The sequence below is a fragment of the Mesorhizobium sp. B2-3-13 genome (genome assembly GCF_006442195.1).
GTDB classification, from domain to species: Bacteria; Pseudomonadota; Alphaproteobacteria; order Rhizobiales; family Rhizobiaceae; genus Mesorhizobium; species Mesorhizobium salmacidum.
Genome location: NZ_VFVQ01000021.1, coordinates 72,435 through 85,867, shown reverse-complemented (window position 1 = coordinate 85,867; position 13,433 = coordinate 72,435). Strand labels below are relative to the sequence as shown.

General features: G+C 64.1%; 13 protein-coding genes. 10 read left to right on the top strand and 3 right to left on the bottom strand.

Annotation, left to right across the window (positions count from 1 at the left end):
- Positions 1-8 precede the first annotated feature (8 nt).
- The 3 genes from FJ941_RS23170 to FJ941_RS23160 form a co-directional block, all read right to left on the bottom strand.
- The gene (locus tag FJ941_RS23170) at positions 9-1,178 is read right to left on the bottom strand and encodes an Mrp/NBP35 family ATP-binding protein (protein ID WP_140509211.1); all 1,170 of its coding nucleotides are present in this window, start codon (positions 1,176-1,178) and stop codon (positions 9-11) included.
- A gap of 75 nt (positions 1,179-1,253) precedes the next feature.
- Positions 1,254-2,258 carry an inorganic phosphate transporter gene (locus tag FJ941_RS23165; protein ID WP_140509209.1) on the bottom strand — a complete coding sequence of 335 codons (1,005 nt, stop codon included), beginning with the start codon at positions 2,256-2,258 and terminating at the stop codon, positions 1,254-1,256.
- A gap of 3 nt (positions 2,259-2,261) precedes the next feature.
- Positions 2,262-2,903 (bottom strand): DUF47 domain-containing protein, encoded by a 642-nt coding sequence (locus tag FJ941_RS23160; RefSeq protein WP_140509208.1) that lies wholly within the window; start codon positions 2,901-2,903, stop codon positions 2,262-2,264.
- A 226-nt stretch (positions 2,904-3,129) separates the two neighbouring features.
- On the opposite strand from FJ941_RS23160, the gene FJ941_RS23155 reads away from it, so the two are divergent.
- The 10 genes from FJ941_RS23155 to FJ941_RS23110 all read left to right on the top strand — a co-directional run bounded on the left by FJ941_RS23155 (position 3,130) and on the right by FJ941_RS23110 (position 13,415).
- Entirely contained in the window at positions 3,130-3,507 is a 378-nt protein-coding gene (locus tag FJ941_RS23155; RefSeq protein ID WP_027142152.1) for a VOC family protein, read from the top strand.
- A gap of 92 nt (positions 3,508-3,599) precedes the next feature.
- On the top strand, positions 3,600-4,499 hold the full coding sequence (locus FJ941_RS23150; protein ID WP_140509206.1) for a LysR family transcriptional regulator: 900 nt from the start codon (positions 3,600-3,602) through the stop codon (positions 4,497-4,499).
- 132 nt (positions 4,500-4,631) lie between these two features.
- Positions 4,632-5,111, top strand: coding sequence for a formate dehydrogenase subunit gamma (locus FJ941_RS23145; protein WP_140509204.1), 480 nt, complete (start codon positions 4,632-4,634; stop codon positions 5,109-5,111).
- A complete protein-coding gene (locus FJ941_RS23140) occupies positions 5,108-6,664 on the top strand; it encodes an NADH-quinone oxidoreductase subunit NuoF (protein ID WP_140509202.1) in 1,557 nt (518 codons plus the stop codon). Before FJ941_RS23145 ends, FJ941_RS23140 begins: the two co-directional genes overlap by 4 nt.
- 10 nt (positions 6,665-6,674) lie before the next feature.
- Complete coding sequence (gene fdhF / locus FJ941_RS23135; RefSeq protein WP_140509200.1) at positions 6,675-9,587, top strand: formate dehydrogenase subunit alpha; 2,913 nt, start codon at positions 6,675-6,677, stop codon at positions 9,585-9,587.
- A gap of 2 nt (positions 9,588-9,589) precedes the next feature.
- Entirely contained in the window at positions 9,590-10,420 is an 831-nt protein-coding gene (fdhD, locus tag FJ941_RS23130; protein WP_140509198.1) for a formate dehydrogenase accessory sulfurtransferase FdhD, read from the top strand.
- Positions 10,410-10,721, top strand: a complete 312-nt coding sequence (locus FJ941_RS23125; protein WP_027142158.1) for a formate dehydrogenase subunit delta — start codon at positions 10,410-10,412, stop codon at positions 10,719-10,721. Before fdhD ends, FJ941_RS23125 begins: the two co-directional genes overlap by 11 nt.
- Before the next feature lie 196 nt (positions 10,722-10,917).
- Entirely contained in the window at positions 10,918-12,381 is a 1,464-nt protein-coding gene (locus FJ941_RS29705) for an alpha/beta fold hydrolase (protein WP_281405576.1), read from the top strand.
- Positions 12,382-12,490: 109 nt separating this feature from the next.
- Positions 12,491-12,970, top strand: a complete 480-nt coding sequence (locus FJ941_RS23115; protein ID WP_140509197.1) for a carboxymuconolactone decarboxylase family protein — start codon at positions 12,491-12,493, stop codon at positions 12,968-12,970.
- 82 nt (positions 12,971-13,052) lie between these two features.
- Positions 13,053-13,415 carry a nuclear transport factor 2 family protein gene (locus FJ941_RS23110; protein WP_140509195.1) on the top strand — a complete coding sequence of 121 codons (363 nt, stop codon included), beginning with the start codon at positions 13,053-13,055 and terminating at the stop codon, positions 13,413-13,415.
- Positions 13,416-13,433 lie beyond the last annotated feature (18 nt).

Sequence of the window (13,433 nt, the reverse complement as noted above, 5' to 3'; positions counted from 1 at the left end):
TTGAGGGGTCACTCAAACACGATGTTTGGCACCGCCGCTTCGGCCGCGCCGCGTTCCTCATTGACCCTGTCCCAAACCTTGGAAGCGATATCGCGATAGATTTTCGCTTCGGCGCCATCCGGTTTCGAGACGACCACCGGCGTGCCGGCGTCCGAGCTTTCGCGAATGCCCATTTCCAGCGGCACCTCGCCGAGGAAGGTGACGCCCAGCCTCTCGGCCTCGCGGCGCGCGCCGCCATGGCCGAAAATATCGTAGCGCTTGCCGGTGTCAGGGGCGAGGAAGTAGCTCATGTTCTCGACAATGCCGAGCAGCGGCACATCGACTTTTTTGAACATATTGAGACCTTTGCGGGCGTCGATCAGCGCCAGGTCCTGTGGCGTCGAGACGATGACCGCGCCGGCCAGCGGCACCTGCTGGGCCATGGTGAGCTGGGCATCGCCGGTGCCGGGCGGCATGTCGACGACAAGCACGTCGAGCCGCCCCCATTCGACTTCGCGCAGCATCTGGGTGAGCGCCGACATCACCATCGGCCCGCGCCAGATCATCGGCGTCTCCTCATCGACGAGGAACCCCATCGACATCACCTTGAGGCCGTAATTCTCCATGGGTTTCAGGATCTTGCCGTCGACCGTCTGCGGCCGGCCATGGATGTTGAGCAGCCTGGGCATCGACGGGCCATAGATGTCGGCATCGAGCACGCCGACCCGCAAGCCGTTGGCGGCAAGGCCGAGCGCCAGATTGACGGCCGTGGTCGACTTGCCGACGCCGCCCTTGCCCGAAGCAACCGCGATGATCGCCTCGATGCCGGGGACGCCGCGCTTGCCATGGCTCTGAGAAGCAGGAGCATGCGGAGCCGCCCGCGGTGCGGCGGCGGGCGGAGCCGGCCTGGGTGCGGGACGCGATGGAACCGGCGCCTCCATGCCGCCGCCTTTCTTTTCAGCCGTCAGCGCGACGACCGCACCGGCGACGCCGGGAATGGCCTTCACCACCCGCTCGGCGGCGGCGCGCAACGGCTCCATCTCCTGGGCCCGCGCGGCGGGAACGGTGATTGAGAAGAAGACTTTCGAATCGGCGATGAAAATCTCCGAAACCATGCCGAGATCGACGATGTTGCCGGTGAAGTCCGGCCCGTTGACGGTCTTCAGGCGCTCGACGACGATTTCCTTGGTGACGGCCATAACAATTCTTCCTCGGCTTAAGGTGCTGCTCACATAGTGCAGATCGGCGGCTGGTCCAAGCGCCACGCCGCGACATCACCGGGCCAGGCTGAGCGCCAGGTAGGTGAGAGCGGAAATCGCCGCCGTCGCGGGCAAGGTCACGACCCAGGCGACGACGATGTTGCCGGCGATGCCCCAGCGGACTGCGGAAACCCGGCGGGCAGCGCCGACTCCGATGATGGCACCGGTGATGGTGTGCGTGGTCGAAACCGGGATGCCGAGCCAGGTGGCGGCGAACAGGGTGATCGCGCCGCCGGTCTCGGCGCAGAAGCCCTGCATCGGATTGAGGCGCGTGATCTTCGAGCCCATTGTATGGACGATGCGCCAGCCGCCCAAAAGCGTGCCCAGGGCCAGCGCCGACTGGCAGGTGAGGACAACCCACAATGGCACATGGAACGAGGTGCCGAGCATGCCTTGCGAATAGAGCAGCACGGCGATGATGCCCATGGTTTTCTGGGCGTCGTTGCCGCCATGGCCGAGCGAATAGAGCGAGGCCGAAAAGAACTGCAGGACGCGAAATGTGCTGTCGACGGCGAATGGCGTCTGGCGCACGAACAGCCATGAAACCACCAGGACCAGGAGAAGCGCCAGGACGAAACCGGTTGCTGGCGACAGCACGATCGCGGCGACGGTCTTGCCGAGGCCCGACCAGACGATGGCGCCGAAGCCCGCCTTCGCGACCCCGGCCCCGACCAGCCCGCCGATCAGCGCGTGCGAGCTGCTCGACGGAACACCGGCGATCCAGGTTACGATGTTCCAGACAATGGCGCCGACCAGCGCCGAGAAGATCACCGCCGGCGTGACGACGCCGACGTCGACGATGCCCTTGCCGACGGTCTCGGCGACATGAAGGCCGAAGAACAGGAAGGCGATGAAATTGAAGAAGGCTGCCCACAGCACCGCATAATGAGGCCGCAGCACCCGCGTGGAGACGATGGTGGCGATGGAGTTGGCGGCGTCGTGCAGGCCATTGAGAAAATCGAAGAACAGCGCCACGGCAACGAGGCCGGCGAGCAGGGGAAAGGCGATGGTCGCTTCCATCGCCTAGACGTTCTCGATGACGATGCCGCTGATCTCGTTGGCGACGTCCTCGAAACGGTCGACCACCTTCTCGAGCTGGCCATAGATCTCCGAGCCGATCAAATAGGCCATCGCGTCACCGCCATTGTGGCGCTTGAACAGGTCCTTCAAACCCTGCTCATGCAGGTCGTCGGCCCGGTCCTCGGCACGCATGACCTCCTCGGCGAGTTCATTGAGGCGTGCGCTGTTGGCGCCGACCTTGGCGAGCAGCGGGATCGCCTCGGCGACCAGCTTGGCAGCGTCGACGATGACGCCACCCATTTCCTGCATCAGCGGATCGAATTCGTGCTTTTCGAACAGCCGCACCGTCTTGACGGTCTTGTGCATCGTGTCGATGGCATCATCCATCGACTGGATCAGATCCTTGATGTCGCCGCGGTCGAAAGGCGTGATGAAAGACCGCCGCACCGCAAGCAGCACCTGCGCGGTTATGTCGTCCGCCTCGTTTTCGAGATCGATGATCTCCCGGCACCTGCGTTCGATATCCTTGCCCTGGAGAAGCAGCTGGAGTGCCTCGGCGCCGGCGACCACGGTACGGGAATGCTGTTCGAACAGGTCGAAGAAGCGATCTTCGCGCGGCAACAGCTTGCGGAACCAGCCCAGCATGTTCGTCCCTCCCTGCGCACCAGTTGCATCCACATAGCGCCGCACGCGCCCGCAGGAAACAGTAAGCCGGCTGAAAGATGTGGATCGGCGCCGTTTGAAGTCACAACTTGGAGCAACGCGCATGTCATTGACGCTCGTCAAGCGGCTGGGCGACCCTACTTCAGCAATGGCACGTTCGACGCGGACAGGTTCAATGACGAGGGAACAATCAGGAAAGGAGACGATCATGCTTGAAAACAGCAACGCAACGGCCAATCTCGCGGTCAGGGATCTGGCCAAGGCAAAGGCTTTCTATGCGGGAACGCTCGGCCTGAAACAGGTGCACGATGAGGGCGGCGAACTGATCGTGTACAAAAGCGGCAACACCACCATCAATGTCTATCGCTCCCAGTTCGCCGGAACCAACAAGGCGACAGCGGTGACGTGGACGGTCGGCGACGCGATCGGCACTGTCGTCGCCGCGCTGAAATCGAAGGGCGTCGTCTTTGAACACTACGAGATGCCCGGTTTGACGCTGGAAGGCGATGTCCATGTCGGGCAGGGTATGAAGGTCGCTTGGTTCAAGGATCCGGACGGCAACATCCTGAATCTCGTCGACAGGTAGTTTTTTGCGATTGCGCAACGGTTGGGGGGCACGATTGTTAGCTGTAGCAGCAACCATCTGGCGCGGTGCGGCTGCGCCGGTTAGCTTCACCTATGATCGACAAGCTGGAATTCTTCATCGCACTGGCCAAGGAGGAGCATTTCGGCCGGGCGGCTGAAGCGTGCGGGGTTACGCAGCCGACCCTGTCGGCCGGGATCAAACAGCTCGAGGGCCAGCTCGGCGTCATGCTGGTCAATCGCGGCTCGCGCTTTCAGGGGCTGACGCCGGAGGGCAAGCAGGTGTTGGTCTGGGCGCGCCGCATCGTCGGCGACTCCAGGACCATGCGCGAGGAGATGCGCGCCGCCCGCCACGGCCTTTCCGGCCGCATCCGCATTGCCGCTATCCCGACAGCGTTGGCCATGGTGGCCCGATTGACGACGCCCTTTCGAGACAAGCACCCCGGTGTCACTTTTTCGGTGCTGTCGCGAACCTCGATCGAAGTGCTGTCGCTGCTCGGCAATTTCGATGTCGATGCCGGCATCACCTATCTTGACAACGAGCCGCTCGGGCGGGTGACCAGCGTGCCGCTTTATGACGAGCGCTACCAGTTGATCACCGCTATCGGCAATCCCTATTCGGACCGCGACAAAGTGACATGGGCGGAGATCAGTCATTTGCCGCTGTGCCTGTTGACGCCGGACATGCAGAACCGCCGCATCATCGACCAGCACTTGGCGGAAGCCGGCGTGCAGGTGCGGCCGACGCTGGAATCGAACTCGATGATCGTGCTGTTCTCGCACATCCGGACCGGCAAATGGTCGTCGATCATGCCGCTCAACCTTGCGGAAACATTCGGTTTTTCCGAACCGATCCGTGCCATTCCGATCGTCGAGCCCGATGCCAGCCACACGGTAGGGCTGGTCGCCGCGCCGCGTGAGCCGCACACGCCGCTGGTGCAGGCGCTGCTGGACGAGGCGATGGCGCTGGCAGACGATTTCCGCGCCCACCGCTAGGCTAGAGAATTGAGGCGGAAGAGCTTGATAGAAAATTTCTATCGAGCAACGGATCAGCTTTATTGATTTCAGGGGTTTCCTCTGATTTTGTAAAGACTTAGCGACAAAGCCATCGACCAGGGAGGGCGCTGCGTGACGATGCAGCCAGCAAGTACCGAGATCGCATCCCGCACGGCGGCGATTGTCCAGGAGTTGAAGGATCTCGAAGGTCCGCTGCTGCCGATCCTCCACAATATCCAGGAAGAATTCGGCCACGTCCCGCAGGACGCCGTGCCGGTCATCGCCGATGGGCTGAACCTCTCCAGGGCCGAGGTGCACGGCGTCGTCACCTTCTATCACGATTTCCGTTCGCGACCGGCCGGCCGGCACGTGCTCAAGCTCTGCCAGGCGGAAGCCTGCCAGTCGATGGGTTCGGACGCGGTCGCCGCCAGGGTCAAGCAGTTGCTCGGCATCGATTTCCATGAGACCACGCGTGACGGATCGGTTACGCTTGAGCCAGTCTATTGTCTCGGCCTGTGCGCCTGTTCGCCGTCGGCGATGCTGGACGGCGAGGTGATCGGACGGCTCGATGATGACAAGATCGACGAGCTCGTCGCCGAGGTGCGCTCATGACCCCCCGCATCTACATTCCCGGCGATTCCGGCGCGCTGGCGCTGGGCGCGGAAAAGGTCGCCAAAGCGATCGCAAATGAACTTGCCGAGCGCGGCATCGAGGCCAAGATCGTGCGCAACGGCTCGCGCGGCGCCTATTTCCTCGAACCGATGGTCGAAGTGGCGACAGCCAATGGCCGCGTCGCCTACGGGCCGGTGAAGCCGTCGGACGTGAAGAGCCTGTTCGACAGCGGCTTCCTCAAGGGCGGGCATCACAAGCGCTGGCTCGGCGCGCCCGACAAGATCCCGTTCCTCGCCAAGCAGACACGGCTGACCTTCGCGCGCTGCGGCATCAACGACCCGCTGTCGCTTGACGCCTACAAATCGCTCGGCGGATTGAAGGGACTGCAGAATGCGGTGGCCATGGCGCCCGCCGACATCGTCAAGCAGGTGACCGAATCCGGCCTGCGCGGCCGTGGCGGCGCGGGCTTTCCGACCGGCATCAAATGGAAGACGGTGCTCGATACGACATCGGAGCGCAAATACATCGTCTGCAACGCCGATGAGGGCGACAGCGCCACCTTCGCCGACCGCATGATCATGGAAGGCGACCCCTTCGTGCTCATCGAAGGGATGGCAATCGCCGGCATCGCCACCGGCGCGACCAAGGGTTTTGTCTACATCCGCTCGGAATATCCGCACGCGGTGGCTGTCATGAACAAGGCCGTCGAGATCGCCCGCAAGGCCGGTGTGCTCGGCGTCAATGTGCTGGGTTCGCCAAACGCCTTCGACATGGAAATCCGCGTCGGTGCCGGCGCCTACGTCTGCGGCGAGGAAACCTCGCTCTTGAACAGCCTGGAAGGCAAGCGCGGCGTGGTGCGCGCCAAGCCGCCGCTGCCCGCGATACAAGGGTTGTTCGGCAAGCCGACGGTGATCAACAACGTCATCTCGCTGGCTTCCGTTCCTGTTATCATGGACAAGGGTGCCGCCTTCTACAAGGATTTCGGCATGGGCCGCTCACGCGGCACCATCCCGATCCAGATCGCCGGCAACGTCAAGCAAGGCGGCCTGTTCGAAACCGCTTTCGGCCTGACGCTGGGCGAGATCGTCGATGAGATCGGCGGCGGCACGTCCACCGGACGCCCGGTGAAGGCGGTGCAGGTCGGCGGCCCGCTCGGCGCCTATTTCCCGCGCGCCTTGTTCGACACGCCGTTCGACTACGAAGAATTCGCCAAGCGCGATGGACTGATAGGCCACGCCGGCATTACGGTTTTCGACGACACTGCCGACATGCTGAAGCAGGCACGCTTCGCCATGGAATTCTGCGCCATCGAAAGCTGCGGCAAGTGCACGCCTTGCCGCATCGGCTCGACGCGGGGCGTGGAAACCATCGACAGGCTCGCCGCCGGCATCGAGCGGGAGAAGAACCTCGCTCTGGTCACGGACCTCTGCAACACGATGAAATTCGGTTCGCTCTGCGCGCTGGGCGGCTTCACGCCCTACCCGGTGATGAGCTCGATCACGCATTTCCCCGAGGATTTCAAGCCCGCGCCAGCGCGCGTGGCTGCTGAATAGGAGCTGGCAGATGAACATCAAGGCCGACTTCCCGACGCTCATCGAAGAACTCGATTACGGAACTCCGGAGTCGAAGGCGCAAAAACAGGTCACGCTGACCGTCGATGGCCGCAGCATCAGCGTGCCGGAAGGCACGTCGATCATGCGGGCGGCGATGGAGGGTGGGGTGGAGATCCCAAAACTCTGCGCCACCGACATGCTGGATTCGTTCGGTTCCTGCCGCGTCTGCCTCGTCGAGATTGACGGGCGCGGCGGCACGCCGGCTTCCTGCACGACGCCTGTCGGCGAAGGCATGGTGGTGCGCACGCAGTCGGACAGGCTCGACGCCATCCGCCGCGGCGTCATGGAACTCTACGTCTCCGACCATCCGACCGGCTGGCACGAGAAAGCCGGAACTGGCGCCAGCGAGTTCGATGTGGTGGCGAAGTCCGTCGGCCTGACCGAAAATCGCTATGGCGTCGAGGGCCGCAACCACGTCAAGGAAGAAAGCGGCGTCGCGCCGGGCCATGGCTCGCTCGCGGTCGACTACATCGCGCGCGATGAATCCAACCCCTATTTCACCTACGATCCGGCGCAGTGCATCGTCTGCTCGCGCTGCGTGCGCGCCTGCGAGGAGGTGCAAGGCACTTTTGCGCTGACCATAGAGGGCCGCGGCTTCGAATCGCGCATGGTCGCCGGCATGCACGAGGATTTCATCGCTTCCGAATGCGTGTCCTGCGGCGCCTGCGTGCAGGCCTGCCCGACCGATGCGCTGCGCGAGAAGACCGTGCTCGAAAAGGGCCTGCCGGAGCGCTCCGCCGTCACCACCTGCGCCTATTGCGGCGTCGGCTGCTCGTTCAAGGCCGAAGTGAAGGGCGACGAGGTCATCCGCATGATGCCCTACAAGGAGGGTATGGCCAACCACGGCCATTCCTGCGTGAAGGGCCGCTTCGCCTATGGCTACGCCACCCACAAGGACCGCATCCTGTCGCCGATGATCCGCGAAAAGGTCAGCGATCCCTGGCGCGAGGTGACCTGGGAAGAGGCGATCGCCCACACGGCCAAGGAATTCCGCCGCATCCAGTACCAGTACGGCCGTACCGCGATCGGCGGCATCACCTCCTCGCGCTGCACGAATGAGGAAACCTATCTCGTCCAGAAGCTGGTGCGGCAGGGCTTCCGCAACAACAATGTCGACACCTGCGCGCGCGTCTGCCATTCGCCGACCGGCTATGGGCTCGGCCAGACCTACGGCACCTCGGCCGGCACGCAGGATTTCGATTCCGTCGAATTCACCGACGTCGCCGTCATCATCGGCGCCAATCCGGCGTCCGCGCACCCGGTATTCGCCTCGCGGCTGAAGAAGCGGCTGCGCCAGGGCGCCAAGCTGATCGTGCTCGATCCGCGCCGCACCGAGATGGTCAAGTCGGCCCATGTCGAGGCGGACTACCATTTGCCGCTGAAGCCCGGCACCAATGTCGCCGTGCTGACGTCGCTGGCACATGTCATCGTGACCGAAGGCCTTTTCGACGAAGCCTTCATCCGCGAGCGCTGCGACTGGGCGGAATTCCAGGACTGGGCGTCCTTCGTCGCCCTGCCGGAGAACAGCCCCGAAACCGTCGGCAAGTTGTCCGGCGTCGATCCCGAGCTGATCCGCGGTGCCGCGCGCCTCTACGCCAACGGCGGCAATGGCGCGATCTACTACGGCCTCGGCGTCACCGAGCACAGCCAGGGCTCGACCACGGTGATGGCGATCGCCAATCTCGCGATGGCCACCGGCAATATCGGCCGCCCGGGCGTCGGCGTGAACCCGCTGCGCGGCCAGAACAATGTGCAGGGCTCGTGCGACATGGGCTCGTTCCCGCATGAACTGCCGGGCTACCGGCACATTTCGGGCGACGCGGTGCGCGACATCTATGAGAGCCTGTGGGGCGTGAAACTCGACGACGAACCCGGCCTGCGTATTCCCAACATGCTGGATGCGGCAGTCGACGGATCGTTCAAGGGCATCTACATCCAGGGCGAGGACATCCTGCAGTCCGATCCCGACACCAAGCATGTCGCCGCCGGCCTTGCCGCGATGGAATGCGTGGTCGTGCACGACCTTTTCCTCAACGAGACGGCGAACTACGCGCACGTCTTCCTGCCGGGCTCGACCTTCCTCGAGAAGGACGGCACCTTCACCAATGCCGAGCGCCGCATCAACATGGTGCGCAAGGTGCTGGAGCCGAAGGCGCGCTACGCCGATTGGGAGGCGACGCAGGAGCTCGCCCGCTCCATCGGGCTCGACTGGAACTATACGCATCCGTCCGAAATCATGGACGAGATCGCCAAGACGACGCCAAGCTTCGCCAACGTCTCCTTCGACCTGCTCGACCGCGTCGGCTCCGTGCAATGGCCCTGCAACGACAAGGCACCGCTCGGCACGCCGATCATGCATGTCGACGGCTTCGTGCGCGGCAAGGGCAAGTTCATCCGCACCGAATATGTGGCGACGGACGAAAGGACCGGACCGCGCTTCCCGCTGCTGCTGACCACCGGCCGGATCTTGTCGCAGTACAATGTCGGCGCGCAGACACGGCGTACCGAAAATGTCATGTGGCACTCCGAGGACCGGCTGGAAATCCATCCGCATGACGCCGAAAACCGCGGCCTGCGCGATGGCGACTGGGTCCGGCTGACCAGCCGTTCGGGCGAGACGACGCTGCGCGCGCTGATCACCGACCGGGTGTCGCCGGGCGTGGTCTACACCACCTTCCACCATCCCGACACGCAGGCCAACGTCATCACCACCGACTTCTCCGACTGGGCGACCAATTGTCCGGAATACAAGGTGACCGCAGTGCAGGTCGGCGCGTCCAACGGCCCGTCGGAATGGCAGCGCGACTATGACGAGCAGGCCAAACAGAGCCGGCGCATCGCACCGCTGCAGGCGGCGGAGTAGTCTTGGCCGCGCGCCGCAAAGCGACGACGCAGATATCGCGACTGGCGCACCGCGCCGGCGGCACGGCTGCGGCCGACCGCATGGTTCCGGAGGAGACGCCGGTGGCGTTCTCGTTTGCCGGCACCACGCATGCGGTGATGATGGCGAGCCCCGCCGATTTCGAGGATTTCGCGCTCGGCTTCTCGCTGACCGAAGGCATCATCGCCGCGCCTGACGAGATCGAAGCCATCGAAGTGGAAGATCATGGCGCCGGCATCGATATTCAGATCCGGCTGAAGGACCGGGCCAATACGCGCTTCGAAGCGCGGCGGCGGCGGCTTGCCGGACCGGTCGGCTGCGGGCTCTGCGGCATCGAATCCATCGAGGAAGCGATGCGCTCGGTCGATGCGGTCGGTGCGTCGAAACTTACGCTTGAGGCCGACGACATCATCCGCTCGGTCAAGTTGCTGTCGAAGGTGCAGCCGCTGCATACCGAGACGGGCGCCGTGCATGCAGCCGGCTTCTACGTGCCTGGCAAGGGCGTCGTCATGGCGCGCGAGGATGTCGGCCGCCACAATGCGCTCGACAAGCTGGCGGGGGCGCTGGCCAAGGCCAATATCGATGGCGCATCGGGCGCGGTCGTGGTGACCAGCCGTGTTTCGGTCGAGATGGTGCAGAAGACGGCAGCGATCGGTTCGGCCTTCATCATCGCCGTTTCCGCTCCCACCGCCCTTGCCATCCGCACGGCGCAGGAAGCCGGCATGACGCTAGTGGCGTTGGTGCGCGGCGATGATTTCGATGTTTTTACGCACCCTGACCGGGTGATCTCCGGAGTTACCCAGCATGTCGCATGACGAAGAGCACATCATGAGCACACGGGAAAAGCTGGTGCGCATGGCCAACCAGATCGCCGCCTTTTTCCACTCCAGGCCACGCGAGGAAGGCGTTGCCGGCGTCGCCGAACATATCAACAAGTTTTGGGAGCCGAGGATGCGGCGCCAGTTTTTCGAGATGCTGGACAGCGGCGGCGAAGGCTTCGACGAACTGGTTGTGGTCGCTTCGGCCAGGATCAAGCGGCCGATCACGCCGGCGGAGGCCGATCTCAAGCTCGGACTCGAGGCTTTTCCGGGCGACGTCGCGGCACCGCAAGAATAGCCGCGGCGGCCGCACATTCACTTCCGCTAAAATATAAACTGCCGCAACCGGCGCGGCTCTGCTATGGTTGGCGATCAGAAATCGTCAGGCCGGGCGGACACCCTCGTGAGGCCGATCGAGACCCGATACGCCCTTAGCGGCGAGGTGCGGATCGCCTATCAGGTGATCGGCCAGGGGATCGTTCGATCTCATCTTCGTGCCGGGCTTCATCTCCAATCTCGACCTGCACTGGGAAGACGAGGGCTATACCAGGCTCCTGAGGCGGCTTTCGGCGTTCTCACGGCTGATCCTGTTCGACAAACGCGGCACGGGTCTCTCCGACCGCGTCGACGTCCATCACCTGCCCAGCCTCGAGACCCGCATGGACGATGTGCGCGCGGTGATGGATGCGGCCGGCAGCGGCCGTGCCGCCCTGCTTGGCGCTTCCGAAGGCGCGCCGATGGCGATGCTGTTCGCCGCCACCTATCCGGAGCGCGCGCGGGCGCTGGCGCTCTATGGCGGCTATGCCCATTTCCACAAATGGGTGATGCCGCCGGAGCGTCTGGAAGCCTTCATCGCGACGGCCGAGACGGCCTGGGGGACAGGCGCCACCTTGCCCAATTTCGCGCCGGGCAGGGTCGATGACGCCCGATTTTCAACCTGGTGGGCGCGGTTCGAACGGCTCTCGGCCAGCCCGACGGCAGCGGCGGCGCTGGCGCGGATGAACGCGGAGATCGACGTACGCGGTATCCTGGCGGCGATCGACGCGCCGACGCTGCTGATCCATCGCCGCAACGACGTGCGGGTCGATCCCGACGCCAGCCGCTTTCTGGCCAGGAAGATCCCCAACGCGCGGCTGGTCGAAATCCCGGGGCGCGACCATCCGATCTGGACCGGCGATGTCGACCGGGTGGCCGACCTGATCGAGGAATTCCTGACCGGCGAGCGCGCCGTGGCCGAAGCCGAACGCGTTCTGGCCGCACTTCTGGTGACACGCATCTACGACACGGCACGGCTTGGCGACAGGATGTGGAGCGAACGCAGCGAGCATTTCCACGAAACATGGCGGACAGTTGTGGTGCGCCATGGCGGGCGCTGCGCGGATATGCATGGCGAAATGATGATTTCACGGTTCGACGGCCCGGGGCGGGCCTTACGCTGCGCGGCGGCGTTGCGCGACGCGGCCCAGCAAATCGGGGTGGCAAGCGCGCAAGGGGCCCATGTCGGCGAGATCGAGTTGCGCGGCCCCCCTGCAGGATTGACGGGCCGCGTGACGATACAACTCGCCGCTCTCGCCGGGCGCGGCGAGATACTGGCGTCGAGACTGGTCGCCGATCTGGCAGTCGGCTCGGGACTTCATTTCGTCGATCGCGGGCGTGTCGCCATCGACGAGTTGGACGAGCCGCTGGCGCTTGTGCTTGCGATGTCCGAACAGCACCTGGAACCGGCTTGCCGGCCCAAGACCAGGGCGACCGAACCGGCCTGCCTGACAACGCGCGAGAGCGAAGTCGTGAATTTGATCGCCGATGGCAAGAGCAATGCGGCGATCGCCGCGGAACTCAGGCTGAGCGAGCACACGGTCAAGCGCCACGTCGCCAACTTACTGCTCAAGCTCGACCTGCCATCGCGAGCGGCGGCGGCGGCATTTTTCGCCAGGCAGACTGGCCCGGACGGGCCATGAGAGCCATGGCGCTTTCGGGCGAAGCGGGGACACCGATGTAGGCGCTATCAATTCCCCATGCAGGCCAAGGCGGATATCGCCGGGCAAGGCGCTGCGAACGGAGGATGAAATGCCCAAGTCAAAACTGAATGTCAGGTCACTTATGATCGCGGCGGGCATTGGAGCGCTGTTCACGATCACTCCGGCGAAGGCCGAGGATGCGTCGGCGACAGCGGCCTACAAGGACATCGAGGCGACGCTCGGCTCCGTGCCGGATATGTTCAAGACACTGCCTGACGTCGCCATCGCCGGCGCCTGGGCCGAGATCAAGGGCGTCCAGCTCAACCCCAAGACCGCGCTCGACGGCAAGACCAAGGAGTTGATGGGGCTCGCGGTCGCGTCACAGATCCCGTGCCAGTATTGCATCTATTTCCACACCGAGGCCGCCAAGCTCAACGGCGCGAGCGCAGAGGAGATCAAGGAGACGATCGCGATGGCGGCAATCGTTCGCCATTGGTCGACGATCCTCAACGGTAGCCAGGTCGATCTCGCGACCTTCAAGAAACAGACCGACGGCGTATTCGCTGCCGTAAAGGCGAAGTCGCAGTGAAGACCCCGGCCCGGCGATGAGTGCCGGGCGGCACCTCAAAGCATCAACCGCCCGATCGTGAAGACGGGCATATGGAGGATAAATGCTGACCAAGACCCAAACAGTGGACGGCGCGGCGATCAAGAAGGCGATCGAAGGGCGTGACGGCAAGCTGCTGTCGAGCTTCTATGCCGACGATGCGCTGGTGCGGGTAATCGACCGCAACAACCCGCCGAGCAAGCCGCGCGAAATCCGCGGGCGCGCGGCGATCACGACGTTCTGGGACGATATCTGCAGCCGGGCGATGACCCACAAGGTCGACACCACCATCGCCAATGGCGACAGCCTGGCATTCACCCAGGCATGCGCCTACCCGGACGGCACCAAGGTGTTCTGCGCGGCGATGCTGGAGTTGAAGAACGGCCTGATCGCGCGCCAGACCGTCGTGCAGGCCTGGGACGAGTAGATCAACCGCGGGCTCAAC